Source organism: Burkholderia sp. AU32262 (assembly GCF_020419985.1).
GTDB lineage: Bacteria > Pseudomonadota > Gammaproteobacteria > Burkholderiales > Burkholderiaceae > Burkholderia > Burkholderia semiarida.
The window spans coordinates 32,325-57,662 of record NZ_JAIZRS010000011.1 but is presented as its reverse complement, the minus strand read 5'-3'; the positions used below and the strand labels follow the sequence as shown (position 1 = coordinate 57,662).

At 67.1% G+C, this 25,338-nt stretch carries 26 protein-coding genes; 9 read left to right on the top strand and 17 right to left on the bottom strand.

All coding sequences use genetic code 11. The annotated features are described in order from the left end of the window. The first annotated feature begins 132 nt into the window (after window positions 1–132). The 4 genes from LGN10_RS15255 to waaA all read left to right on the top strand — a co-directional run bounded on the left by LGN10_RS15255 (window position 133) and on the right by waaA (window position 4,992). Complete coding sequence (locus tag LGN10_RS15255; protein WP_059574184.1) at window positions 133–1,527, top strand: phosphomannomutase/phosphoglucomutase; 1,395 nt, start codon at window positions 133–135, stop codon at window positions 1,525–1,527. Between the two features lie 171 nt (window positions 1,528–1,698). Further along, window positions 1,699–2,694, top strand: coding sequence for a lipopolysaccharide heptosyltransferase I (gene waaC, locus LGN10_RS15250; protein ID WP_226224119.1), 996 nt, complete (start codon window positions 1,699–1,701; stop codon window positions 2,692–2,694). Between the two features lie 23 nt (window positions 2,695–2,717). Then, window positions 2,718–3,602: a Kdo hydroxylase family protein gene (locus LGN10_RS15245; RefSeq protein ID WP_059642178.1), complete on the top strand. Its 885-nt coding sequence runs from the start codon at window positions 2,718–2,720 to the stop codon at window positions 3,600–3,602. Between the two features lie 37 nt (window positions 3,603–3,639). Beyond that, the gene (gene waaA / locus LGN10_RS15240; protein ID WP_226224117.1) at window positions 3,640–4,992 is read left to right on the top strand and encodes a lipid IV(A) 3-deoxy-D-manno-octulosonic acid transferase; all 1,353 of its coding nucleotides are present in this window, start codon (window positions 3,640–3,642) and stop codon (window positions 4,990–4,992) included. 63 nt (window positions 4,993–5,055) lie between these two features. On the opposite strand, the gene ureG is transcribed toward waaA, so the two are convergent. The 16 genes from ureG to hemN all read right to left on the bottom strand — a co-directional run bounded on the left by ureG (window position 5,056) and on the right by hemN (window position 19,621). Next, the gene (gene ureG / locus LGN10_RS15235) at window positions 5,056–5,703 is read right to left on the bottom strand and encodes an urease accessory protein UreG (protein WP_226224115.1); all 648 of its coding nucleotides are present in this window, start codon (window positions 5,701–5,703) and stop codon (window positions 5,056–5,058) included. Between the two features lie 16 nt (window positions 5,704–5,719). Beyond that, complete coding sequence (locus tag LGN10_RS15230; protein WP_099316138.1) at window positions 5,720–6,400, bottom strand: urease accessory protein UreF; 681 nt, start codon at window positions 6,398–6,400, stop codon at window positions 5,720–5,722. Continuing rightward, window positions 6,387–7,013, bottom strand: coding sequence for an urease accessory protein UreE (gene ureE / locus LGN10_RS15225; protein WP_226224113.1), 627 nt, complete (start codon window positions 7,011–7,013; stop codon window positions 6,387–6,389). The genes LGN10_RS15230 and ureE overlap by 14 nt, the downstream gene beginning before the upstream one ends. A gap of 18 nt (window positions 7,014–7,031) precedes the next feature. Further along, window positions 7,032–8,738, bottom strand: coding sequence for an urease subunit alpha (ureC, locus tag LGN10_RS15220; protein WP_006491061.1), 1,707 nt, complete (start codon window positions 8,736–8,738; stop codon window positions 7,032–7,034). Window positions 8,739–8,767: 29 nt separating this feature from the next. Continuing rightward, a complete protein-coding gene (locus tag LGN10_RS15215; RefSeq protein ID WP_059641908.1) occupies window positions 8,768–9,073 on the bottom strand; it encodes an urease subunit beta in 306 nt (101 codons plus the stop codon). Window positions 9,074–9,090: 17 nt separating this feature from the next. Beyond that, window positions 9,091–9,393, bottom strand: a complete 303-nt coding sequence (gene ureA, locus LGN10_RS15210; RefSeq protein ID WP_006406310.1) for an urease subunit gamma — start codon at window positions 9,391–9,393, stop codon at window positions 9,091–9,093. A 236-nt stretch (window positions 9,394–9,629) separates the two neighbouring features. Further along, window positions 9,630–10,505 carry an urease accessory protein UreD gene (locus LGN10_RS15205; protein ID WP_059574176.1) on the bottom strand — a complete coding sequence of 292 codons (876 nt, stop codon included), beginning with the start codon at window positions 10,503–10,505 and terminating at the stop codon, window positions 9,630–9,632. A gap of 114 nt (window positions 10,506–10,619) precedes the next feature. Next, the gene (gene urtE, locus LGN10_RS15200; RefSeq protein ID WP_059574175.1) at window positions 10,620–11,312 is read right to left on the bottom strand and encodes an urea ABC transporter ATP-binding subunit UrtE; all 693 of its coding nucleotides are present in this window, start codon (window positions 11,310–11,312) and stop codon (window positions 10,620–10,622) included. Window positions 11,313–11,316: 4 nt separating this feature from the next. Beyond that, on the bottom strand, window positions 11,317–12,174 hold the full coding sequence (gene urtD, locus LGN10_RS15195) for an urea ABC transporter ATP-binding protein UrtD (RefSeq protein WP_059574174.1): 858 nt from the start codon (window positions 12,172–12,174) through the stop codon (window positions 11,317–11,319). Then, window positions 12,171–13,355: an urea ABC transporter permease subunit UrtC gene (gene urtC / locus LGN10_RS15190; RefSeq protein WP_059574173.1), complete on the bottom strand. Its 1,185-nt coding sequence runs from the start codon at window positions 13,353–13,355 to the stop codon at window positions 12,171–12,173. Before urtC ends, urtD begins: the two co-directional genes overlap by 4 nt. Before the next feature lies 1 nt (window position 13,356). Next, complete coding sequence (gene urtB / locus LGN10_RS15185; RefSeq protein WP_226224112.1) at window positions 13,357–14,976, bottom strand: urea ABC transporter permease subunit UrtB; 1,620 nt, start codon at window positions 14,974–14,976, stop codon at window positions 13,357–13,359. A gap of 139 nt (window positions 14,977–15,115) precedes the next feature. Next, a complete protein-coding gene (urtA, locus tag LGN10_RS15180) occupies window positions 15,116–16,423 on the bottom strand; it encodes an urea ABC transporter substrate-binding protein (protein WP_059574171.1) in 1,308 nt (435 codons plus the stop codon). A 354-nt stretch (window positions 16,424–16,777) separates the two neighbouring features. Continuing rightward, complete coding sequence (locus tag LGN10_RS15175; RefSeq protein ID WP_006488544.1) at window positions 16,778–17,101, bottom strand: rhodanese-like domain-containing protein; 324 nt, start codon at window positions 17,099–17,101, stop codon at window positions 16,778–16,780. A gap of 14 nt (window positions 17,102–17,115) precedes the next feature. Further along, on the bottom strand, window positions 17,116–17,772 hold the full coding sequence (locus LGN10_RS15170; protein ID WP_060312942.1) for a protein-L-isoaspartate O-methyltransferase family protein: 657 nt from the start codon (window positions 17,770–17,772) through the stop codon (window positions 17,116–17,118). A gap of 104 nt (window positions 17,773–17,876) precedes the next feature. After that, the gene (locus LGN10_RS15165; protein ID WP_059574169.1) at window positions 17,877–18,134 is read right to left on the bottom strand and encodes a hypothetical protein; all 258 of its coding nucleotides are present in this window, start codon (window positions 18,132–18,134) and stop codon (window positions 17,877–17,879) included. 95 nt (window positions 18,135–18,229) lie between these two features. After that, the gene (gene hemN / locus LGN10_RS15160; RefSeq protein ID WP_226224111.1) at window positions 18,230–19,621 is read right to left on the bottom strand and encodes an oxygen-independent coproporphyrinogen III oxidase; all 1,392 of its coding nucleotides are present in this window, start codon (window positions 19,619–19,621) and stop codon (window positions 18,230–18,232) included. A gap of 160 nt (window positions 19,622–19,781) precedes the next feature. Between hemN and LGN10_RS15155 the strand changes: the two genes are divergently transcribed. The 3 genes from LGN10_RS15155 to LGN10_RS15145 all read left to right on the top strand — a co-directional run bounded on the left by LGN10_RS15155 (window position 19,782) and on the right by LGN10_RS15145 (window position 21,599). Beyond that, window positions 19,782–20,111 carry a YkgJ family cysteine cluster protein gene (locus LGN10_RS15155; protein ID WP_226224110.1) on the top strand — a complete coding sequence of 110 codons (330 nt, stop codon included), beginning with the start codon at window positions 19,782–19,784 and terminating at the stop codon, window positions 20,109–20,111. Continuing rightward, entirely contained in the window at window positions 20,108–20,689 is a 582-nt protein-coding gene (locus LGN10_RS15150) for a DUF1439 domain-containing protein (RefSeq protein WP_059574168.1), read from the top strand. Before LGN10_RS15155 ends, LGN10_RS15150 begins: the two co-directional genes overlap by 4 nt. A 79-nt stretch (window positions 20,690–20,768) precedes the next feature. Next, a complete protein-coding gene (locus LGN10_RS15145; RefSeq protein WP_059574167.1) occupies window positions 20,769–21,599 on the top strand; it encodes an undecaprenyl-diphosphate phosphatase in 831 nt (276 codons plus the stop codon). A 92-nt stretch (window positions 21,600–21,691) separates the two neighbouring features. On the opposite strand, the gene trmB is transcribed toward LGN10_RS15145, so the two are convergent. Then, window positions 21,692–22,468: a tRNA (guanosine(46)-N7)-methyltransferase TrmB gene (gene trmB, locus LGN10_RS15140; protein ID WP_059574166.1), complete on the bottom strand. Its 777-nt coding sequence runs from the start codon at window positions 22,466–22,468 to the stop codon at window positions 21,692–21,694. Between the two features lie 487 nt (window positions 22,469–22,955). Between trmB and LGN10_RS15135 the strand changes: the two genes are divergently transcribed. Beyond that, window positions 22,956–23,288 carry a hypothetical protein gene (locus LGN10_RS15135; RefSeq protein WP_059574328.1) on the top strand — a complete coding sequence of 111 codons (333 nt, stop codon included), beginning with the start codon at window positions 22,956–22,958 and terminating at the stop codon, window positions 23,286–23,288. Between the two features lie 376 nt (window positions 23,289–23,664). After that, the gene (locus tag LGN10_RS15130; protein WP_081066594.1) at window positions 23,665–25,026 is read left to right on the top strand and encodes a P-loop NTPase fold protein; all 1,362 of its coding nucleotides are present in this window, start codon (window positions 23,665–23,667) and stop codon (window positions 25,024–25,026) included. The last annotated feature ends 312 nt before the right edge of the window (window positions 25,027–25,338 follow it).

Here is a 25,338-nt window from a genome sequence, read left to right as displayed (position 1 = left end):
TGGGATCGCGACTGCGCCAGCCGTTCCATTCCTTGTTTTGCGGGGCCGCATGTATCATGCGCGGCACCGGCGAGAGGCGGCCAGCCAAGCCAGACAATTTTCCATGCACGCAACTGAGAGAGAAGAGAATCGATGATCTCCCAATCCATCTTCAAGGCATATGACATCCGTGGCGTGGTCGGCAAGACGCTCGACGTCGACACGGCGCGCGGGATCGGCCGCGCATTCGGCAGCGAAGTGCGTGCGCAGGGCGGCGATGCGGTCGTCGTCGCGCGCGACGGCCGCCTGTCCGGGCCGGAACTCGTCGGTGCGCTGGCCGACGGCCTGCGTGCTGCGGGTGTCGACGTCGTCGACGTCGGCATGGTGCCGACGCCGGTCGGCTATTTCGCGGCGAACGTGCCGCTCGCGCTGAAGGGCGGCGAGCGCCGCGTCGATTCGTGCATCGTCGTCACGGGCAGCCACAACCCGCCCGACTACAACGGTTTCAAGATGGTGCTGCGCGGCGCCGCGATCTACGGCGAGCAGATTCAGGCGCTGTACCGCCGCATCGTCGACGAGCGGTTCGAGACGGGCAGCGGCACGTATGAGGAAATCGACGTCGCCGATCAATACATCGCGCGCATCGTCGGCGACGTGAAGCTCGCGCGGCCGCTGAAGCTGGTCGTCGACGCCGGCAACGGCGTCGCGGGCCCGCTCGCGACGCGCCTGTTCAAGGCGCTCGGCTGCGAACTCGTCGAGCGCTTCACCGACATCGACGGCACGTTCCCGAACCACCACCCCGATCCCGCCCACCCGGAAAACCTGCAGGACGTGATCCAGGCGCTGAAGGACACCGATGCGGAACTCGGCTTCGCGTTCGACGGCGACGGCGACCGCCTGGGCGTCGTCACGAAGGACGGCCAGATCATCTATCCGGACCGCCAGCTGATGCTGTTCGCGGAAGAAGTGCTGTCGCGCAACCCGGGCGCCCAGATCATCTACGACGTGAAGTGCACGCGCCACCTCGCGCAGTGGGTGAAGTCGAAGGGCGGCGAGCCGCTGATGTGGAAGACGGGCCACTCGCTGGTCAAGGCGAAGCTGCGCGAGACGGGTGCGCCGCTCGCCGGCGAAATGAGCGGCCACGTGTTCTTCAAGGATCGCTGGTACGGCTTCGACGACGGCCTGTACACCGGCGCGCGCCTGCTCGAGATTCTCGCGAAGACGGCCGATCCGAGCGCGCTGCTCAACAGCCTGCCGGACGCGATGAGCACGCCCGAACTGCAGCTCTGGCTCGACGAAGGCGAGAATTTCCGCCTGATCGACAAGCTGCAGAAAGAGGCGAAGTTCGAGGGCGCCGAGGAAGTCGTGACGATCGACGGCCTGCGTGTCGAATACCCGGACGGCTTCGGCCTCGCGCGTTCGTCGAATACGACGCCGGTCGTCGTGATGCGTTTCGAAGCCGAGACGCAGGAAGGGCTCAAGCGTATCCAGGAAGACTTCCGCCGCGTGCTGACCGCCGCGAAGCCGGACGTCAAGCTGCCGTTCTGAGCGCCGGCGGCCGGCGGGCCGCCCGTACGACGGCCGTTCACCGGCCGTGTTCATCCCGAAAAGCGGCGCGCGCCCCGGGCGCGCGGCCGCTTTTTGTCTGTCCGGTCGTCCGGCCGCGATAAAATCCCCCCTTTATGTCCGTCGCCGGCTGCCAGCCGGCGTTTTTTCAGCGTGCAAAAGATCCTGATCGTGCGCGTGTCGTCGCTGGGCGACGTCGTGCACAACATGCCGGTGATCGCCGATATCCGGCGCCGCCACCCCGATGCGCAGATCGACTGGCTCGTCGAGGAAAGCTTCGTCGACCTCGTGCGGCTCGTCGACGGCGTGCGCAACGTGCTGCCGTTCTCGCTGCGCCGCTGGCGCAAGAGGCCGTTCTCGGGCGCGACGTGGCGCGAGATCCGTGCGTTCCGCCGGCGCCTCGCGGCCGAGCAGTACGACCTCGTGATCGACTGCCAGGGCCTCATCAAGACGGCATGGGTCGCGAGCTGGGCGCGCGGCCCGCTCGTCGGGCTCGGCAACCGCACCGACGGCGCCGGCTACGAATGGCCGGTGCGCTTCTTTTACCGCAAGCGCGTGCCGATCGCGCCGCGCACGCACGTGGTCGAGCGCTCGCGGCAGCTCGTCGCGGCCGCGCTGGACGATCCGGCGCCGACGCCGGCCGATCCGGTCGAATTCGGCATCGACACGCGCGCGGCGGCGCTCGCGGTGGCCGCGCTCGGCCTGAACCTGCCGGTGCCGTACGTCGTGTTCGTCCACGCGACGTCGCGCGCCGACAAGCAGTGGCCGGACGCCGCATGGATCGAGCTCGGCCAGGCGCTGGTGCGGCGCGGCGCGTCGCTCGTGCTGCCGTGGGGCAACGACGCGGAACGCGCGACCAGCGAGCGGCTCGCGAAGGAATTCGGCGCGGCGGCGATCGTGCCGCCGAAGCTGTCGCTGCCGGCCGTGGTCGGGCTGATCGACGGCGCGGCCGCGACGGTCGGGGTTGATACAGGTCTGGTTCACATCGCGGCCGCGCTGAAGCGTCCGACGGTCGAACTGTACAATTTCGCGACGGCCTGGCGGACCGGCGGCTACTGGTCGCCGAACGTCGTCAATCTCGGCACGGCGGGGCAGCCCCCGTCGATCGCGCAGGTGAAGTCGGCGCTCGCGGGCTTCGGTCTCCTGTAATGCTGTCCACACGCGAACCGATCATGAGCGAATCCCAGATCATCGAAGTCCCGTCCGCCGACTGGAGCGGACACAACCTGTCGACGCCGCGCGAGCAGTTGCTGGCGGCGGTCGAGGAAGGCAAGGTGCTGTATTTCCCGCATCTGCGCTTCGCGATCGAAGGCGGCGAGGAAGCGTTGCTCGATCCGGCGCTCGCCGATCCGAAACGCAAGAACATCAGCCTCGCGCCGAACGGCGGCGCGCTTGCCGGCGTGCTCGGCGACAGCGTCACGCAGTCGGCCGTGCGCGCGCTCGTCGCGCGCTTCCAGCAGCAGGCCGGCACGCTCGTCGACGGCCTTTTCCCCGAATATCGCGGCAAGCTGCGCGTCGCGCCGACGAGCCTGCGGCTGATGCAGGTCGAAACGCGCCAGACGTCGTGGCGCAAGGACGACAGCCGGCTGCACGTCGACGCGTTTCCGTCGCGGCCGAACTACGGCGAGCGCATCCTGCGCGTGTTCACGAACGTGAACCCGGCCGGCGCGCCGCGCGTGTGGCGCGTCGGCGAGCCGTTCGAGGACGTCGCGAAGCGTTTCCTGCCGAAGATCCGGCCGCAGTTGCCGGGCTCGGCGTGGCTGCTCAACCTGCTGCACGTGACGAAATCGCCGCGCAGCGCATACGACCACCTGATGCTGAATCTGCACGACGGGATGAAGGCCGATCTCGACTACCAGAAGACGTGTCCACAGCAGACGATGCCGTTTCCGCCGGGCAGCGTGTGGATATGTTTCTCCGATCAGACTTCGCACGCTGTGATGTCCGGCCAGTTCATGCTCGAGCAGACCTTCTTCCTGCCGGTCGATGCGATGGTGCGCCGCGAGTGCGCGCCGCTCGGCATTCTCGAACGCCTGACGGGCAGGGCGCTGGTTTGAGCGCGCCCCTGTTTCGACGTAACGCCCGGGCGGCCGCATGCTGAGGGCGATCTATCGTGCGCTGTGGTGGCTCGTCGCGCCGGCCGCGGTCATCCGGCTCTATGTGCGTTCGCGCAAGGAGCGCGGTTATCGCGAGCATATCGGCGAGCGCTTCGGCCAGGTCGCGGGCCGCTCGCCGGACGACCGCGCGCCGCTGATCTGGGTGCATGCGGTGTCGGTCGGCGAGACGCGCGCCGCGCAGCCGCTGATCGATGCGCTGATGCGCGCGCGCCCCGATGCGCGCATCCTGCTCACGCACATGACGCCGAGCGGCCGCGCGACGGGCGAACAGATCTTCGGCGATCGCGTGCTGCGCTGCTACCTGCCGTACGACATGCCGGGCGCGGTGCGGCGCTTCCTGCGCGCTTGGCGGCCGACGCTCGGCCTCGTGATGGAGACCGAGGTGTGGCCGACGCTGATCGACGAGTGCCGCCGCGCGGACGTGCCGCTCGTGCTGACCAATGCGCGGATGTCCGCGCGTTCGTTCCGGCGCGCGGCGAAGTTCGGCGCGGCCACGCGCGACGTGTTCGGCGGCTTCTCGCGCGTGCTCGCGCAGAGCCCGGCCGATGCGGAGCGGCTGACGTCGCTCGGCGCCCGCAACGTGACCGTGCTCGGCAACCTGAAGTTCGACATGACGACGCCGCCGGAGCTCGCGGCACGCGGCCATGCGTGGCGCGACGCGATCGGCGCGCGGCCGGTGTGGGTCGCGGCCAGCACGCGCGAGAACGAGGAAGCGCTGGTGCTGCAGGCGTTCGCGGAAATGCGCACGCCCGGCGCGTTGCTGGTGCTCGTGCCGCGTCATCCGCAGCGCTTCGCCGAAGTCGAGGCGCTCGTCGTGCGCAGCGGGCTCAAGTGCGTGCGGCGCTCTGCCTGGGCGGCCGATGCGGCCGCGCTCGCGGCCGGCCGGCCGGCCGCCGAACCGTTGGCCGGCGACGTGACGGTGCTGCTCGGCGATTCGATGGGCGAGCTCGGCGCGTACTACGCGGCGGCCGACATCGCGTTCATCGGCGGCAGCCTGCTGCCGCTCGGCGGGCAGAACCTGATCGAGGCGTGCGCGGTCGGCGTGCCGGTGCTGATCGGGCCGCACGTGTTCAACTTCACGCAGGCGACCGCCGATGCGGTCGCGGCCGGTGCGGCGATGCAGGTCGCGGATCCGCTCGATCTCGCGCACGTGCTCGACGCGCTGTTCGCCGACAAGGCGCGGCGCATCGCGATGGGCGCGGCCGGAGCGGCCTTCGCGGCGCGTCACCGCGGCGCGACCGCGCGCACGGTCGACGTGCTCGCCGCGCTGCTGCCGCCTGTCGAAGCCGAGACGCGTGCGCTGCCGGGCGCCGCTTCCGAAGACGAATAGACGACGGGCGGCGCAAGGCCGCCCCCGAACGCATGGCGGCGACATGAGCCGCCGCCACGCCGCTCAAACCGTCAGCAAGCCCTTCTTCTCGATGAACGCGATCACGTCCGCGACGCCGTCGAGCGCCTTCAGGTTCGTCATCACGTAAGGCCGCTCGCCGCGCATTTTCTTCGTGTCGGACGCCATCACGTCGAGGTTCGCGCCGACCAGCGGCGCGAGGTCGGTCTTGTTGATCACGAGCAGGTCGGACTTCGTGATGCCGGGGCCGCCCTTGCGCGGAATCTTCTCGCCGCCGGCCACGTCGATCACGTAGATCGTCAGGTCCGACAGCTCGGGGCTGAAGGTCGCCGCGAGATTGTCGCCGCCGGACTCGATGAACACGATGTCGGCATCGGGAAAGCGCGCGAGCATCCGGTCGACCGCCTCGAGGTTGATCGACGCATCCTCGCGGGTCGCCGTGTGCGGGCAGCCGCCCGTCTCGACACCCATGATGCGTTCCTCGGGCAGCGCGCCGGCGACCGTCAGCAGCCGCTGGTCTTCCTTCGTATAGATGTCGTTCGTGATCGCGACGAGGTCGTACTTGTCGCGCATCGCCTTGCACAGCATTTCGAGCAGCGTGGTCTTGCCGGAGCCGACGGGGCCGCCTATGCCGACGCGCAGCGGCGGCAGTTTCTTCGTGCGGCGGGCGGAGGAGGGAGCAGGTGCGTTCATGGTCGGGCGAAGAGGTTCAGGAGCGGAACAACCGCGAGTACTGGGTTTCGTGCCGCGCGGACAGGATGCCCAGTTGCGGCGCGAACGTGTTGACGGCGTCGGGCGGCGTCGCGAGCGCGCGGCGCACGGCCGCGTCGATCGCGCCGCGCAGCGCGACGATGATGCGTTGCCCGGCGAGCTGGCCGAGCGGCACGGCCTTCAGCGCGGCGGACGTCTGGTTCTCGACCCAGCCGAATGCATACGCGGCGAGCGTCGCGTCGGCGCTCGCGTCGTGTGCGGCGGCCGCGTACGCGAACGCGGTCGGCAGCGCGATCGGCGCGATCGACGCGAGCGTCGCGCGGCGTGCGGCGTCGCCCCATTCGAGCGATGCGCACAGCTGCGCGAGCGACCAGCCCATCTGTTCGGTTTCGCGGCGCAGTTCGGCCGATTCCCGGCTCGCGACGAACCATGCGTTTTCGGCGGCGAGCGCGTGCGTGTCGTGCGCCTGCCAGCGGGCGAGCTGGTGCGCGAGGAACGGCAATTCGCCGTGCGCGAGCACGTCGGTCAGGCCGCTCGCGATCCAGTCGCGCGCGGAATCGGCGTCGCGGATCAGGTTTGCGTCGAGCGCGGCTTCAAGGCCCTGCGAATAGCTGTACGCGCCGATCGGTAGTGCGGGCGACGCGAGGTGCAGCAGCGCGACGAGTTCAGTGGTGGTCATGACCGTGGTGGCCGTGCGTGCAGCCGGGACCATGCTGATGGCCGTGATCGTGATCGTGATCGTGACCGTGATCGTGATCGTGCGAATGCGAATGCCCGTGGTGTTCGCCGAACACCTGCTGCGCGAGCGCGTAATCCTCGGCGAACGTCGCGTCGTGTCCGTGCTTGTGGCCGCCGCCGTACGCGCCGGCTTCCGGCTGGAACGGTGCGTGCGTTTCCTCGACCTGCGTGCCGAGCCGGCGCAGCATGTCCGCGAGCACGGGATCGGCCTCGAGCTTCAGGTAGCCGTCGCCGATCTCGACCGGCGTGTGACGGTTGCCGAGATGGTAGGCGGCGCGCATCAGCGTGAGCGGGTCGGCCGCGCGTACGAGCAGCACGGTTTCGGCGGCAGCGGCGATGCGAACGAGCGCGCCGTCGTCGGCGACGAGCACGTCGCCGTCGCGCAGCACGGTGCCGCGCGGCAGCAGGACCGCGACGTCCTCGCCGGTGTCGAGCGTCGCCGCGAGGCGGCTCTTGCAGCGGGCGTCATAGGCGAGCGTGAGCGTCGGCGCGCGCGCGACGAGCGACGCGGCGAGTTTCACGTTCGGGGCAATGCGTTTGTCGAGGGTGCGCATGAAACTGGGGATTCCGAATCAGAACAGGAAATAGCGCTGCGCCATCGGCAGCACCGTCGCCGGTTCGCAGGTGAGCAACTGGCCGTCGGCGATCACGTCGTAGGTTTCCGGATCGACGCTGATCGACGGGCGCCATGCGTTGTGGATCATGTCGGCCTTCGTCACGTTGCGGCAATTGCGCACCGGCACGATCCGCTTCGCGAGGCCGTAGCGTTCCGCGATGCCGGCGTCGGCCGCCATCTGCGACACGAAGGTCAGCGACGTGCGCGCGAGCGCGCCGCCGCGCGTCGCGAACATCTCGCGATAATGAACCGGCTGCGGCGTCGGGATCGACGCGTTCGGGTCGCCCATCTGCGCGAGCGCGATCATCCCGCCCTTCAGGATCATCGACGGCTTGATCCCGAAGAACGCGGGCTCCCACAGCACGAGGTCGGCCCACTTGCCGGGCTCGATCGAGCCGACTTCATGCGCGATCCCGTGCGTGAGCGCCGGGTTGATCGTGTACTTCGCGACGTAGCGCTTCGCGCGGAAGTTGTCGTTGCGCGCGGTGTCCTCCGGCAGCGCGCCGCGCTGCACTTTCATCTTGTGCGCGGTCTGCCACGTGCGGATGATCACTTCGCCGACGCGGCCCATCGCCTGCGAATCGGACGACAGCATCGACAGCGCGCCGAGATCGTGCAGGATGTCCTCGGCCGCGATCGTCTCGCGGCGAATGCGCGATTCGGCGAACGCGAGATCCTCGGCGATCGACGGATCGAGGTGATGGCACACCATCAGCATGTCGAGATGCTCGTCGAGCGTGTTGATCGTGTACGGGCGCGTCGGATTGGTCGACGACGGCAGCACGTTCATCTCGCCGCACACCTTCAGGATGTCGGGCGCATGGCCGCCGCCCGCGCCTTCGGTGTGGTACGTGTGGATCGTGCGGCCCTTGAACGCGGCGACCGTCGATTCGACGAAGCCGGCTTCGTTCAGCGTGTCGGTGTGGATCGCGACCTGCGTGTCGGTGTCGTCGGCGACCGACAGGCAGTTGTCGATCGCGGCGGGCGTCGTGCCCCAGTCCTCGTGCAGCTTCAGGCCGATCGCGCCGGCCGCGATCTGCTCGACGAGCGGCTGCGGCAGGCTTGCATTGCCCTTGCCGAGAAAGCCGAGGTTGATCGGCCAGCCGTCGGCCGCCTGCAGCATCCGCTCCATGTGCCACGGGCCCGGCGTGCAGGTCGTCGCGTTGGTGCCGGTGGCCGGCCCCGTGCCGCCGCCGAGCATCGTCGTGACGCCCGACGCGAGCGCTTCGTCGATCTGCTGCGGGCTGATGAAGTGAATGTGCGTGTCGATGCCGCCCGCCGTCACGATCAGCCCTTCGCCGGCGATCACTTCGGTGGCCGCGCCGATCGCGATCGTCACGCCCGGCTGGATGTCGGGGTTGCCGGCCTTGCCGATCGCGGCGATGCGGCCGTGCTTGATCGCGATGTCGGCCTTCACGATGCCCCAGTGATCGAGTATCACCGCGTTCGTGATGACGGTATCGGGCACGTCGGCGGCCACGCGCTGCGACTGGCCCATCCCGTCGCGGATCACCTTCCCGCCGCCGAATTTCACTTCCTCGCCGTAGGTCGTGAAGTCGCGTTCGATCTCGATCAGCAGTTCGGTATCGGCGAGCCGGACGCGGTCGCCCGTCGTCGGCCCGAACATTTCCGCGTACGCGCGGCGGCTCAAGCGTAGTGTCATGTTGCTGTTCCTGAAGAGCGGGGCGTGGCTTACAGCGGCCCCATCACCTTGCCCTGAAAACCGTAGACGGCGCGCTCGCCCGCGAGGGCGACGAGCTCGACGGTGCGCGTCTGGCCCGGCTCGAAGCGCACGGCCGTGCCGGCCGCGATGTTGAGCCGGAAGCCGCGCGCGGCCGCGCGGTCGAACGACAGTGCATCGTTGACTTCGAAGAAGTGGTAGTGCGAGCCGACCTGCACCGGGCGGTCGCCGGTGTTCGCGACAGCGAGCGTCAGCGTCGCACGGCCCGCGTTCAGTTCGTGTTCGCCGTCGTCGGTGAGAATTTCGCCGGGGATCATGCGCGGTACCACCTTGGTCACGGAATCGGATGATGGACGGTCACCAGCTTCGTGCCGTCGGGGAAGGTCGCTTCGACCTGGATGTCGGGAATCATTTCCGGCACGCCGTCCATCACGTCGTCGCGCGTGAGCAGCGTCGTGCCGTAGTGCATGACTTCGGCGACCGTCTTGCCGTCGCGTGCGGCTTCCATCAACGCCGCGGTGATGAAGGCCACCGCCTCCGGATAGTTGAGCTTCAGGCCGCGCGCACGGCGGCGTTCGGCGAGCAGCGCCGCCGTGAAGATCAGCAGCTTGTCCTTTTCGCGGGGAGTCAGTTTCATGAAGGCAGGCGTTCAGGAAAACGTAATTTTTATCGGTGCGCACGCGATCGGGCAGGCGAGCGGATCATCGTAGCACCGCGCTGTTTGGCGTGCGTCGTGTATCGCTTATGTAAGCAGCAAGGGGCGTGCCATGTGCATCCGGCGCGCCGTCATGCTCTTTCGTGGTGCGCGATGCTTGAAGAGTGTGCGCCGTGTGTCGCGGCATTGCGCCGAAACGGTGCGCGATGCGCGCGCGTTCAGGTTTGCCAGAGACGCAGCGGCCGCGCGTCGATGCCGTGCACGATCGGCCGCAACTGCAGCCAGCAGTCGGTGAAGTGGCGCTGCAGCGCTTCCATCGACGTCGCCAGCGCGCGCACCAGCACGACGCCGGGCGTTACGCAAGTGGCGCCCGCGCGCAGCGTATCGTCGAACGGCATCCCGGCGGCGAGCGTTTCGGCGAGCGCGGCGTCGCACGCGGCGCCGGCCGCCCACAGCGTGCCGTAGGCGGGAAAGCCGGCGAGGCCCTGCGGCGCGCCGCGCAGCGGGTCGCGTGCATCGAGCAGCGCGCGCTCGGTCCACAGCGGCCGGCCGTCGGCATCGACGAGCGCCGACGTCGACGCGATGCGTCCTGCCGACCAGGTTTCGCCGGCCGCCTGCCGGCCGAGCTGCGTCGCGTCCCAGCCGATCGCGCTCGCGCCTGCGCCGAGCGTCACCGTGAAGTCGAGCGCGGCGTGCGCCGCGTCAAAGAACAGGTTGTTCTGCGGCAGCCAGTCGAGCTTCGCGTGGGCGCCGACCGCGATGCCGATGCGCTGCGTCGCATCGAGGCCGTTGGACTTGTACCACTTGGTCGCGCCGGGCGTCGTCAGCACCGCGTGCGTGCCGTCGCCGAGCGCGATGTCGATGTCGAGCCGGTCGCCGCCCGCGACGCCGCCTGGTGGGTGCACGATCACCGCATGGCAGATCGCGTCGCCTTCCGGGTACAGCGGCCGCTGCACGCGCAGCGGGCCGTCGTGCAGCCGGTGCGCGAGCGTCGTGCGCGCACCGTGCCGCTCGAAGCCGAGTTCGAGACGGCCGCGCCACGACTTGGCGACGGCGGGGCGGGACAGCGGGGCGTGGGAGTCGGGGGCGGACATCTATTGGACGTGGAGAGGCTAAGACTTTCACTGAAATGCTCGGTTTCAGCGAGCGTTGAAGAAGACCATTTTAATGAAATTCTTGTCGCCTCTCGGCATTCGTCCAAGCCGTCACTACACCGCGATCAATTCCCGCACCCCATTCGTCTCCATATCCCGCGCGTCACCACCCGCGACGATCTCGCCGCGGCTCATCACCCAGTAATGGTCCGCGATCGAGCGCGCGAAATCGTAATACTGTTCGACGAGCAGCACGGTCATCCTCGATTCGTCGACGAGCTGGCGCAGCGTGCGCCCGATGTCCTGGATGATCGACGGCTGGATGCCTTCGGTCGGCTCGTCGAGGATCAGCAATTGCGGCTCGCTCATCAGCGCGCGGCCGATCGCGAGCTGCTGCTGCTGGCCGCCCGACAGGTCGCCGCCGCGCCGTGCGCGCATGTCCTTCAGCACCGGAAACAGTTCGTAGATACGATCGGGCACTTTCGACGGCGCCTTGCGGCTCGCCGCGCCGACGAGCAGGTTTTCCTCGACGGTGAGCCGCGGAAAGATGTCGCGGCCCTGCGGCACGTAAGCGAGCCCGGCCGCCACACGCGCATACGGCGGCAACGCGCCGAGCGCGGCGCCGCGCCACGACACGCTGCCGCTTTTCGCGGCGACGACACCCATCAGGCAGCGCAGCAGCGTGCTCTTGCCGACGCCGTTGCGGCCGAGCAGCACGGTAAGCTTGCCGTCGTCGGCGACGAGGTTCACGTTGCGCAGGATATGGCTGCCGCCGTAGTACTGGTTCAGCGCTTCGATTTTCAGCATCGCATCATCGTCCGAGGTAAGACTCGATCACCGCTTCGTCGCGCTTGACCTGGTCGAGCGTGCCGTGCGCGAGCACCGCGCCTTCGGCCATCACCGTCACGCGCCCCGTGTCGCCCGCGAGCGCCGCGACGAATTCCATGTCGTGCTCGACGACCATCATCGAGCAGGTGCCGCGCAGCGTGTTCAGCAGCTCGGCGAGCTCCATCGTCTCGTGGTCGGTCATCCCGGCCGCCGGCTCGTCGAGCAGCAGCAGCGCGGGACGCTGCATCAGCAGCATGCCGATTTCGAGCCGCTGCTTCTGCCCGTGCGACAGTTCGCCGGCCGCGCGATACGCATCGCTTTCGAGACCGATCAGCGCGAGCGTCTCCTCGATCTTCGCCTGCGCGGTGCGGTCGAGCCGCGCGCGCAGCGACGCGAGCCAGCCCTTGTCGGTCTGCATCGCGAGTTCGAGGTTTTCCCACACCGGGTGCTGTTCGAACACGGTCGGCTTCTGGAACTTGCGGCCGATCCCCGCGCGCGCGATCTCGGGTTCGTTCAACCGCGCGAGGTCGATCGTCTGGCCGAGAAACACCTTGCCGGCGTCGGGCCGCGTCTTGCCGGTGATCACGTCCATCATCGTCGTCTTGCCCGCGCCGTTCGGGCCGATCACGCAGCGCAGCTCGCCCGCGTCGATCGCGAGCGACAGCTTCTTCAGCGCGCGAAAACCGTCGAAGCTCACCTCGATATCCTCGAGATAGAGGATCGTGCCGTGCGACGTGTCGATGCCGGGCGGCACGACGCGCCCCATCGACGCGCTGCCGCTGACGGCGAGCAGCTCGTCCTCGGGCGGCGGCGTGAACTGATAGAGAGCCGTGCCGTTCATGCGCGTTTCCCCTTCGCGAGCAGCGTGTCGACGAGGCCCATGATCCCGCGCGGCAGCAAGAGCGGCACGAGCACGAAGATCAGGCCGAGAAAGAACAGCCAGTATTCGGCGAAGTACGCGGTGAAGAAACTCTTCGCGCCGTTTACCGCGAACGCGCCGACGATCGGCCCGATCAGCGTGCCGCGCCCGCCCACCGCGACCCAGATCGCCATTTCGATCGAGTTGCCGGGCGACATCTCGCCGGGATTGATGATGCCGACCTGCGGCACGTACAAGGCGCCTGCGATGCCGCACAGCACGGCCGACAGCGTCCACACGAACAGCTTGTACGCGAGCGGGCTGTAGCCGAGGAACATCAGCCGCGTCTCGCCGTCGCGCACCGCGGTCACCACGCGCCCGAGCTTGCTCGTGACGACCGCGCGCGCGACGATGAACGCGAGCACGAGCGTCGCGAAGGTCAGCAGCAACAGCACGGTGCGCGTGCCCGGCGACGTGATCGCGAAGCCGGCGATGCGCTTGAAGTCGGTGAAGCCGTTGTTGCCGCCGAAACCCGTCTCGTTGCGAAAGAACAGCAGCATCGCGGCGAACGTCAGCGCCTGCGTGATGATCGACAGGTACACGCCTTTCACGCGCGAGCGGAACGTGAAGAAGCCGAACACCCATGCGAGCACGGCCGGCACGAGCACGACCAGCGCGAGCGCCCACGCCAGATGCTGCGTGCCGCTCCAGTACCACGGCAACTGATGCCAGTCGAGAAACACCATGAAGTCGGGCAGGTCGCTGCCGTACTTGCCGTCGCGGCCGATCTCGCGCATCAGGTACATGCCGATCGCATAGCCGCCCAGCGCGAAGAACAATCCATGGCCGAGGCTCAGGATCCCGCAGTAGCCCCATACGAGATCGAGCGCGAGCGCGGCGATCGCGTAGCACATCAGCTTGCCGGCGAGCGTCATCGCGTACGCGGACAGATGGAACGCGCTGGCTTCCGGCGCGACGAGCGCGGCGAGCGGCACGCCGATGCCGATCGCCACGCACAGCGCGACGAGCGCGAGCCATGCGCGGCGCGACAGCAGCGCGGGGCGGGGCGGCAGGCCGAGCGCGAAGCCGTCCGCGCGCGTGCCGGCGGCGGGCTTCGGCGTATCGGCGACCGGGTTCGATATCGAATCGGTGAATGAAGTCACGTCAAGCCTCCGCGCTGCGGCCCTTCGGGGCGAACATGCCCTGCGGGCGTTTCTGGATGAACAGCACGATCATCACGAGCACCGCGATCTTCGCGAGCACGGCGCCCCAGAACGGCTCGATGGCCTTGCTGACGAGGCCGAGCCCGAAGCCGCCGAGCACGGTGCCGGCGATCTGGCCGACGCCGCCGAGCACGACCGCCATGAACGAATCGATGATGTAGTTCTGGCCGAGATCGGGGCCCACGTTGCCGATCTGCGACAGCGCGCAGCCGCCGAGGCCCGCGATGCCCGCGCCGAACGCGAACGCATACGCGTCGACGCGTGCGGTCTTCACGCCGACGCAGGCGGCCATCCGCCGGTTCTGCGTGACCGCGCGCACGAACAGGCCGAGCCGCGTCTTCGTCAGCACGGCCCACGCGACGAACACCACCGCGAGCGCGAACGCGAGGATCGCGAGCCGGTTGAACGGCAGGATCAGGTTCTGCATCACGGTCACGCCGCCGCTCATCCACGACGGGTTCACGACCTGGACGTTCTGCGCGCCGAACAGCATGCGCGTCGCCTGGATCAGGATCAGGCTCACGCCGAACGTCGCGAGCAGCGTCTCGAGCGGGCGGCCGTACAGATGCCGCAGCACGAGCCGTTCGAGCACGATGCCGACGAGCGCGGCCGCCGCGAACGATACCGGCACCGCGACGAGCGGATACCAGTCGAATGCGCCGGGCGCGTAGCGCTGGATCAGCGTCTGCACGACATAGGTTGCGTACGCACCGATCATCAGGAATTCGCCGTGCGCCATGTTGATCACGCCGATCAGCCCGTACGTGATCGCGAGGCCGAGCGCGGCGAGCAGCAGCACGCTGCCGAGCGACAGGCCGGCGAACAGCGTGCCGACAATTTCGCCGCGGCGCTGCAGCGCGTGCAACGTATCGAGCCCTTGCTGCGCGGCCTCGCGCACGCGCGCGTCGGGTTCCGCGTAGCTGCCGTCCGCGTTCTTCGCGACGAGCGGGCGCAGTTGTTCGATCATGTCGAGATCCTGGCGCGCGGCCACCACCTGCACGGCTTCGAGGCGCTTCGCCGGATCGGCGTCGTGCAGCGCGGCGATCGCCCACAATGCGTCGAGGCGCCGTTTCAACGCCGGATCGGTTTCCTTCGCGCGGGCGCGGTCGATCATCGGCTTGAGCGCTGGGTCGGGCGACTTCAGCAGCGCGTCGATCGCATCACGCCGCGCGGCGACGTCGGGCGACGCGAGCGCGAGGCCCGACAGCGCGCCGGCGATCTTCGTGCGCAGCAGGTTGTTCAGCATCACCGGCTGCGCGTCGCCGGCCGGCGTCGCGGCCTGCGTGAGCGCGTCGTGCGCGGTGTCGCCGGACTGGATCAGCAGCCGGCCGTCGCCGGTCGCGAGCGCATCGCCGCTCGACAGCGCGTTGAGGATCGTCACCGCGCGCGGATCGGTATCGGTGGCGAGCCGCTCGATCGCGGCCGTCTTCGCGTCGAAGTCGTCGCCGGCGAGCGCGGCGGTGTCGGCCGCCGTCAGCGCGAACGCGGCGTGCGGCAGCAGGCTCGCGAGGGCGGCGCATGCCGCGATCGCGCGGGCGGCTCGGCGAAAGCGTGTAGGCATCGGGAAGTCCTGTCGGGCGAGGGGAATCGGAGCGGCGCTGCGCCGGCGCGCGCGGTTCGTCACGGCAAGCGCGGCCGGCGCATCGACGGCGGGCGGGCGAGCGGCACGTCGCGCGCAAGGCCCGACGCGCCGCCCGGCGTCACGCCAGCGCCGCGCGCTGCCGGCGCAGGAACGCCGGAATCGAGCTGACGACGTCCGGCTTGTTCTGGTTGCCCGCGATGAACGGGCTCCACGGCTGCGCGCGCACGGCCGTCTTCGTCTTCCACACGACGTTGAACTGCCCGTCGCCGCGGATCTCGCCGATCATCACCGGCTTGTGCAGGTGGTGGTTGCCGTCCATCGCGAGCGTGAAGCCCGACGGCGCGGCGACCGTCTGGCCGATCATCGCGACGCGCACCTTGTCGACGTCGGTGCTCTTCGCCTTCTCGACGGCCTGCTTCCACATGTGGATGCCGACGTAGGTCGCTTCCATCGGATCGTTGGTCACGCGCTTCGCGCCGCCCGGCAGGTTGTTCGCCTTCACCCACGCGGCGAACTGGTCCTTGAACTTGGTGTTGGTCGGGTTCTTCACCGACATGAAGTAGTTCCACGCGGCGAGGTGGCCGACGAGCGGCTTCGTGTCGATCCCGCGCAGCTCCTCCTCGCCGACCGAGAATGCGACGACCGGCACGTCGGTCGCCTTGATCCCCTGATTGCCCAGTTCCTTGTAGAACGGCACGTTGGAATCGCCGTTGATCGTCGAGACCACGGTCGTCTTGCCGCCTTGCGAGAAGGTCTTGATGTTCGCGACGATGGTCTGGTAATCGCTGTGGCCGAACGGCGTGTAGACCTCCTGAATGTCGGCGTCCTTCACGCCTTTCGATTTCAGGAACGCGCGCAGGATCTTGTTGGTCGTGCGCGGATACACGTAGTCTGTGCCGAGCAGGAAGAAGCGCTTCGCGCCGCCGCCTTCCGCGCTCATCAGGTACTCGACGGCCGGAATGGCCTGCTGGTTCGGCGCGGCGCCCGTGTAGAACACGTTGCGCGACATTTCCTCGCCTTCATACTGCACCGGGTAGTAGAGCAGCCCGTTCAACTCTTCGAATACCGGCAGCACGGATTTGCGGGACACCGACGTCCAGCAGCCGAACACGCACGCGACCTTGTCCTGCGTCAGCAGCTGGCGCGCCTTCTCGGCGAACAGCGGCCAGTTCGACGCGGGATCGACCACCACCGGTTCGAGCTTGCGGCCCAGCACGCCGCCGCTCTTGTTGATGTCGGCGATCGTCATCAGCGCGGTGTCCTTCAGCGACGTCTCCGAGATCGCCATCGTGCCCGACAGCGAATGCAGGATGCCGACCTTGATCGGGCCGGTGCCCGCGTCGGCTGCGTGCGCGAACGGGCTCTTGCCCGCCAGCGCGAGCGCGCCGGCCATCGAACCGAACTTCAACAGACTGCGACGTTTCATCGAGATCCCCTTTGTCGTGTTGGATGCGCGTGCGCCGTGGCGGCGCCGGCCATCGTGTAACGCAAGGCATGTGCCAGTCGCGCCGATGCACGCCCGGCGTGCCTGTGCGGGCCATCGGCGGGCATCGACGCGGTGCGGATGACGCGTCGTGCAGCATGCGCGGTCCGTTGCGGTGCAGGCGCGCGGGCGCAAATGGTGCACGAAGGTGTCGCGGCGTCGCGGCGCGGGGAAATGTCGGAACGGAAGGGGAATGAGAAACGGGCGCGCGGTGCGCGCCCGTTCGGCGGATCGGTGCGGCCGGCGGCAGGGTGCCGGGCGGCGCGGCGGCGCGCGATGCGCGGCCGGAAGGATCGGTCAGTAGCGCGGCACGGACGGGTCGACGTCGCGCGACCACGCGTCGATTCCGCCTTGCAGGTTGTACAGCTTCGTGAAGCCGCGCGATTCGAGGAACATCGCGACCTGCGCGCTGCGCATCCCGTGATGGCACACGCAGACGATTTCCGCTTCGTCGTCGAGCTCCTCGCTGCGCGCGGGAATCTGCTGCATCGGAATCGACACGCTGCCGGCGATCTGCGCGGTCGCGATTTCCCACGGCTCGCGCACGTCGAGCACGACCGGCGCGGGGCGCGCTGTGTCGCCGAGCCATTCCGCGAGCATCGCGGGCGTCAGGATCTGCATGGAGGCTCCGCCGCTCAGAACTTGAAGCGCGACGGCTCGATCGCGTTGACGAGGTGGTCGATGTAGGTTTCGAACACGTCGGCGACGCGGTACTGCTTGTCGTCGATGCGCGTGATGATCTGCGCCTTCATCACCGGACGGCCGCCGACGAACGCCGACAGGCGGCCGCCGATCTTCAGCTGTTCGAGCATGTCCTGCGGCACGACCGGCAGGCCGCCCGCGACGCAGATCACGTCGTACGGCGCCTTCGCGGCCCAGCCGCGCGAACCGTCGCCGAGCACGACTTCGGCGTTGGTCACGCCGTCGTTGCGCAGGTTGTCCGCCGCGAACTTCGCGATCGCCGGATCGATCTCGACGGCCGTCACGTGCTGCGCGCGATGCGCGAACAGCGCGGCCAGGTAACCCGAGCCCGCGCCGATCACGAGCACGTTCTCGTGCTTCTTGACCGCCAGCTCCTGCAGCACGCGTGCTTCGACGCGCGGGAACAGCATCTTGCTGGCGCCGCCCGGCAGCGGCAGTTCGAGATCGGCGAACGCGAGATCGCGGAATTGGGCAGGAACGTAGTTCTCACGCTTGACGATCGACAGCAGGCCCAGGACATCCAGATCCAGCACGTCCCACGGACGGATCTGCTGTTCGATCATGTTGAAACGCGCGTTTTCGATATTCATGGTGTGGTCACGCAGCCTGGTCGGCCATCAGCGGGGATAGAGAAACTTCGTGATTGTACCAAACGGCGCGGCCGCGAAGCCTTCAGGCGGCCTGCAACAGACCTTTACCCCTTGCTCTTCTTGATCTGCGCCTCGAATGCGAGGTCGAGCTTGCTCGCCTTGCGCGGCTTTTGGGGGCCAAATGCGTCGACGAACTTGACGAATTCGTCGAGCGGCAGCGGCTCGCAGCGCTTTTCGGCGGTGCCGCCCGAGCGGTCGACGAGATAGAACAGGCCGCCCGCCATCGCGACGGCCGCGAATTGCGGGTTGCCGGAGCGGGTTTTCAGGCGTTCGACCGCGTGGGTCGCTTTGGTGGTGCGCATCTTGGGGGCTGGCGAAGCGGGTGTAAGCCTCACACTCTATCAAACCGGCCGCCCGCGTGCGGCCGGCGCCCGCCCCATGGCCCGCGCGAACGGCCCTAGACCGTGCGCGAGTAGCGCTGCCGCGGCGTCTGGCCGAGATACGCGTCGAACGCCATCGCGATGTTGCGCACGACCATCCGGCCGGCCGGATGGATCGTCAGCCGGTCGCGCGCGATCGTCAGCAGCCCGTCGCGCTCGAACGGGCGCAGCGCGTCGAGCTCGCGCGCGAAATGATCGGCGAAGCGGATGCCGTGCGCGGCCTCGACATGCGAGAACGGCAGTTCGAGATTGCACATCAGCTGCGTGATCACGTCCCGGCGCAGCCGGTCGTCCGGCGTGAGCCGTACGCCGCGGGCGATCGGCAGCCGGCCCGCGTCGAGCGCGGCGCCGTACGCGGGCAGATCCTTCGCGTTCTGCGCGTAGACGTCGCCGACCTTGCCGATCGACGACACGCCGAAGCCGATCAGGTCGGTATCCGCGCGCGTGCTGTAGCCCTGGAAATTGCGCTGCAGCGTGCCGTTGCGCTGCGCGCGCACCAGTTCGTCGGACGGCCGCGCGAAGTGGTCCATCCCGATGTACACGTAGCCGGCCGACGTCAGCATGTCGATCGCGAGGCCGAGCAGCGCGATGCGCGTTTCCGGCGGCGGCAGCGTCGCATCGTCGATCTGCCGCTGCATCTTGAACAGGTGCGGCATGTGCGCGTAGCCGAACACCGACAGGCGATCGGGCGCGAGCTCGATGATCGTCTCCAGCGTGCGTGCGAACACGGCGACCGTCTGGTGCGGCAGCCCGTAGATCAGGTCGACGCTCACCGAATGGAAGCCCGTCGCCCGCGCGGCGGCGAGCAGGTCGGCCGTCATCGCGCGCGGCTGGACGCGGTTGATCGCCTGCTGCACGGCCGGGTCGAAATCCTGCACGCCGAGGCTCAGCCGATTGAAGCCGATCGTGCGCAGGTGGACGAGCGTCGCCGGCGTGACCGTGCGCGGATCGATCTCGATCGAGAACTCGGCATCGGCGTCCGCCGCGAGCGCGAAATGCTCGCGCGTGGCCGCCATCAGCTCGGCCGTTTCGTCGTCGGACAGAAAGGTCGGCGTACCGCCGCCCCAGTGCAGCTGCGTGACGGGACGGGACGGATCGAACAGCGCGGCCTGCAGCGCCATTTCGCGCTTGAGCTGGTCGAGATACGGGCGCGCGCGGCGGCGGTTGTTGGTCGCGACCTTGTTGCAGCCGCAGTAGAAGCATGCGGTGTTGCAGAACGGGATGTGGAAGTACAGCGACAGGTCGCTCGACGACGCGCCGGGGTCGCCGGCCGCGCGCACGTAGTCGGCCGGATCGAAGTCGTCGCGGAATTGCAGCGCGGTGGGGTACGACGTATAGCGCGGCCCGTTCGCGCCGTATTTCGTGAGCAAATGGGGACGGAACATCGTGTCGTCAGAACCAGAATGCATGACGGTCTCGCGCTTTTTAGATGCTTTCGAGTATATGAACGCGCGCGTGGCCTGGATTGTGTAATAACGTCGCAGCCGGCGATGGCACAATGCGGGGTAGGGCTGCCGGATACCGCGTCCGGTTGCCGCACCATTTTTCGTTGTTCGTCGAGAGAGCCGAGTGTCCGTCGAAATCCCTGTCCGCCCGGCGCCCGCCGAAGTCCCGCCGCCGCACGCGTGCCGCGAGGGCTGCGGCGCGTGCTGCATCGCGCCGTCGATTTCCAGCCCGATTCCGGGCATGCCCGACGGCAAGCCGGCCGGCGTGCGCTGCGTGCAGCTCGGCGACGACCTGCGCTGCATGATCTTCGGCCGGCCCGAGCGCCCCGCGTGCTGCTCCGGGCTGCAGCCGTCCGCCGACATGTGCGGCGCGTCGCGCGACGACGCGCTCGCGTGGCTTACGCGCCTCGAGGCCGCGACGCGGCCGGCGCATCCAGGAGAGAGTTCAGCATGACCGTCCCTCGCGCGCCCGGCCGGCGCCGTTTTCTCGCTGCCGCCATCGGCGCCGTCGGCGTGTGCGTATCGCTTGCCGCGTGCGCGTCGACGTTCCCGTTCATCCCCGATCACTACACGTTTTCGCGCGGCGACGTGCAGAAGGCCGTCGCGCGCAAGTTTCCTTACCAGAAGACGGTCGCGCAGGTCGTCGACGTGTCGCTCGCGAACCCGGCCGTCAACCTGCTGCCCGACCAGAACCGCGTCGCGGTGCAACTCGACGCGAATTTCGCGAGCCCGTTCCTGCGCGCGCCCGTCAGCGGCAAGTTCACCGTGTCGGGCCAGCTCGCGTACGACGCGCCGAGCCGCTCGGTGGTGCTGAGGGCGCCGGCCGTCGACAGCCTCGTGCTCGACGGCGACGCGCAGATGTACGCGCAGCAGGTGGGCGCGGCCGCCGGGCTGCTCGCGACGCAGTTGCTGACCAACTACCCGATCTACACGTTCAAGCCGGAACAACTGCAATTTGCCGGGGTGAACTACGAACCCGGTACAATTACGATCCTTACAAACGGCATACGCGTGGCGATCGTCGAAAAGTGACGACGGGGCGCGCACGGCCGGGCGGGCCGCGCGCGCAAGAGTGGCCTTTTCTTTCGACCATTTCGGAGTTGGGCCACGGATGGACTGGATCCTGATCTGCAAGGCATTGATCCTCGGCGTCGTCGAGGGGCTGACGGAATTCCTGCCGGTGTCGAGTACCGGTCACCTGATCGTCGCGGGCAGTTTCCTGAATTTCAACGATTCGCACGCGAAGACGTTCGACGTCGTGATCCAGTTCGGCGCGATCCTCGCGGTCTGCTGGGAATACCGGCAGCGGATCGTGTCCGTCGTGTCCGGGCTGCCGAGCCGGCCCGACGCGCGGCGCTTCACGCTGAACGTCGTGATCGCGACGATTCCCGCGATCGCGCTCGGCCTCCTGCTCGAGAAGAAGATCAAGGCGGTGCTGTTCTCGCCGGTGCCCGTCGCGTTCGCGCTCGTCGTCGGCGGTGCGATCATCCTGTGGGCCGAGGCGCGGCAGCGCGAACGCGGCCAGCCGCCGCGCGTGATGTCGGTCGATGCGCTGACGCCGCTCGACGCATTCAAGGTCGGACTCGCGCAGTGCTTCGCGCTGGTGCCCGGCATGTCGCGCTCGGGCTCGACGATCATCGGCGGGATGCTGTTCGGCCTCGACCGCCGCGTGGCCACCGAATTCTCGTTCTTTCTCGCGATTCCGATCATCTTCGGCGCGACGCTCTATGAAACCGTGAAGGACTGGCAGGCGTTCACCGTCGATTCGCTCGGGCTGTTCGCGCTCGGGCTCGTGTCGGCATTCGTCAGCGCGTTCGTGTGCGTGCGCTGGCTGCTGCGCTACGTCGCGACGCACGATTTCACGGTGTTCGCGTGGTACCGGATCGCGTTCGGGCTGTTCGTGCTACTGGTCGGTTACAGCGGGTGGCTGAACTGGTCGTGAGGCGAACCAGGAGACCAGGACGTTTCCAATGAAAAAGCCCGACCGGCGCGAGACGCCGGTCGGGCTTTTTTATTTTGCGCAGGGCGGGGCGTTCAACCTGCGCGCTTGCGGAACACCAGGTCCCACACGCCGTGGCCGAGCCGCAGCCCGCGCCGTTCGAACTTCGTCACCGGGCGGTAGTCAGGGCGCGGCGCGTAGTCGGCGGCCGTGTTCTCGAGCGTCGGTTCCGCGCCGAGCACTTCCAGCATCTGCTCCGCGTAGTTCTGCCAGTCGGTCGCGCAGTGCAGGTACGCGCCGGGCTTCAGTCGCGACGCGAGATGCGCGACGAGCGGCGGCTGGATCAGCCGGCGCTTGTGGTGACGCGCCTTGTGCCACGGATCGGGGAAGAAGATGTGCACGCCGTCGAGGCTTTCCGGCGCGATCATGTGCTCGAGCACCTCGACCGCGTCGTGCTGGATGATGCGGATGTTCGTCAGATCCTGCTCGCCGATCAGCTTCAGCAGCGCACCGACGCCCGGCTCGTGCACCTCGACGCCGAGGAAATCGTCGCCCGGGCGGTGCGCGGCGATTTCCGCGGTCGATGCGCCCATCCCGAAACCGATCTCGAGGATGCGCGGTGCAGTGCGGCCGAAGATCGCGTTCCAGTCGGGCAGCGCCGGCGCATACGGGACGACGAAGCGCGGGCCGAACTCGTCGATCGCGCGGCGCTGGCCGGTCGATACGCGGCCGGCGCGCGTGACGAAGCTGCGGATGCGGCGGCGATGCAGCGGGTTGGCTTCGTCGGCGCCTTCGGCGGCTTGGTCGGCCTCGTCGGGAATGGCGTCGTCGTGCGGCGGCAGGCCGGCTTCGTTCGGATCGTCGTGCATCATCGGTACAGAGAAAGGCTCGGTTCGGGCGAGGGCATCGGGCGCGCGGGACGCGCCGGCGCGGTACAAAAAAGCCGCCTTCGACGAGGCGGCTGGCGCGCGGTTGCGGAACGTGGCGACGGGCGTGGCGATACGCCGTCAAGCCGTTGATCCTTAAGGATTTCCCGTTCAGCCAACCGGAAAGAGCCGGATTATGGACTGGTTTGACCGGGCTGGCAAGGTTGCAGGGGTGTTCGCGCAACATCTCGCCGCCGTCAGGCTATTGAGTAGAATCGCTGACGCGGCCGGCGTGACCGGATGTGTCGGACACGGGCGCAGCGTGATGAAAATGAATAGTGCGCGCTTCATTCCGAATGCTCGCGGCCAGAACGACAAGAAGAGGTAACGGCCGGATGATGCTTCAAGTTCGATCAATGGTTGTTTTCGCAACGGTCGTGAGAAAGAACGCGTCGGAATGATCCACGGCCAATGGCCTTTGGGGAGAACAGCCATGAGTGAAACAACTTTTGTACGGCGCAAAGTCGGCAGCGGCCCGGCGATGCTCGCCCTTGCCGAGTGCGTGATCGCCGGCATTGCAGGCATTTCAATCGTCAGTGATCCGAGCAGCTTTGCCGGCGCGTCGGGATTCGGTGCGATCGGCGCGGTACTGGTTATCGTGGTTCTGTGCGGCGTCGTTTCTCTCGGCGGTCTCGTCTGGGCGATCAGCGCGTTGCTCAACGCGAACGACGATGCTGGTGCGGATGCCGTGCCGGCGTATTGCGCGATCGTGCTTCATGGTTTGTTGTGCTTGCCCATCCTCATTGTGATTTTGCGGGCGGCATGAGGTAGGCGGCAGGCTTTTCGTCACGAACTTGCGATGGGCGCGTGACGGACATGATTCGTCGCACACATTCGGGATCGGATATCGCTGAGAGGGAAGGTGCGGAGCCGCCGGAACCCTGCAAGCTTTGCGCGGCAAGGGTTGGGGAACGACTGGAGCGGGCGATGGGAATCGAAGGCTCCTACACGCGCATCCGCAACACTATGATTTAAAAGGAACATGGAGCGGGCAGCACAACCCCATGTCGGATACTTCTGTTGGAGCGCATTGTACAGAACCGAAGAAGCCGGTTCGCGATAGGGCCGGAGAGAGAGGCCGCTACTTCGCTTTCTTGTTCCCATGATAGTGTTTGGGACATATCAATGCCGAAACGATAACCATGACAGGCACAAACCATCCGCCGCTGGCCTTTTCCGCATGGCAATTCGATCCCGAACAGCCACCATTTCATGATGATCGCCTGAAACGACAGCGATACGCCACGCGTCTAACGGATTTCGTCGGCCGCCTGACTGCGGGCGGTGCGATCGCCATCGATGCCCCATGGGGTGGTGGCAAGACGTGGTTTGGACGGAATTGGGCTGCGCAGTTGCTTGCTGCTGGGCATAAAGTTGCCTTTATCGACGCTTTCGAACAAGACTACGTCGAAGACCCGTTCATGGTCATTGCGGCAGAGTTGGCGACCTTGCTCGACGATAGTGAGGGCAGTGGCCGCCTGTTACGTGGGAGAGCCGCGGCGGTTATGAAGGCCATCTTGCCGCTCAGTGCAAGAATGCTTGTGGGTGTCGTCGGACGGCTGGCATTTGGTTCCGCTGACCTTTCGGAAGATATCCAAGATGTGGTTGACGCGGCGCAGGACGGCGTAGCGGATCAAGCGGAAAAGTCCATTGAGAAAAAGCTTGAAGAGCACGAGGAAGAGAAAAGGTCGTTCGTCGAATATCGCCGCGCATTGGCCGAGTTCGCAGCAAAGCAAGATAAGCCGGTTGTCGTGTTTGTGGATGAGCTTGACCGCTGCAATCCTATGTTCGCGGTTCGACTGATTGAGCGCATAAAGCACTTCTTCGAGATTCCGAACGTTGTCTTCGTCTTGCTGCTGAACCGCGAGCAGCTTGAGCAGGCCGTGAAGGGAATGTTCGGACGTGAGACCGACGCTGCGGCATATCTTTCGAAGTTTGTGCGCTTCTTCTTTCGTCTGCCAGCGCCTTCTGCAGAAAGGAATACGCAGTATGGCTCTAAAGCTAACGATTTTCTCACTCAGGAGCTATTGCGTTATGGTTTCGATCGTTCTCAGAATCGCCCTGTGGCGAACTTTCACGCTGCTGCTTTGATTTGGGTGCATACCGCTCGGTTGTCGTTGCGCGATATGGAGAAAATATGCGCTCTGTTTGCTTTATCTGGGCCAATGGGGCCATCGGGACTTCTCGCATATCTGATCACCTTGAAATTGCGTGAGCCATCGATTTTCGATGGCGTGCTTAGGGGGGATCGCGACGCGCATAAGGCCGCTACAGAGTGGATTAACGGGTGCGTCGCAGGATCCGAATTTGGGTCGGACACGACAGAGGGAATGTATCTAGCTGCTCTTCGAGAATTGCACTTCGTTTGGCTCGCACCCGATAGGACGGAGCGCAAGCACTTGACGGGGCAAATCGCGAGTTGGATCTTAGGCGACACCATGCTTGATGTTGAAAGGGCATTTCCGGTTGTTTTGGCCCGTATCGATTTGTCGCTTGAGGTGTGAGCCGCGAACTGTGCCGTAATCATTGCGGCCCGCCACGCCGATTTGCGTGAGCATACGGGGGGAAATGCTCCGCCTCGCGCGTCACGCATCTTGGGTGCCGGTTCGTATTCGTCGCCGCGTATAAGGATCGACGATCTGGGGCTGGATTGAAGGACGCGATACCTTGGGGCGGTCGCGGCAATCCTAGGAGGTCCAACCGCCGATGACGGCTGCTCGTGCGTTGCTCTGCGTTCTGCAGGTGGACGCGGGATTGACACAAGCTTATGTGTCAGCGATTCAAGTAGTAGGGGATAGGATCAATTGGGGAGCAAC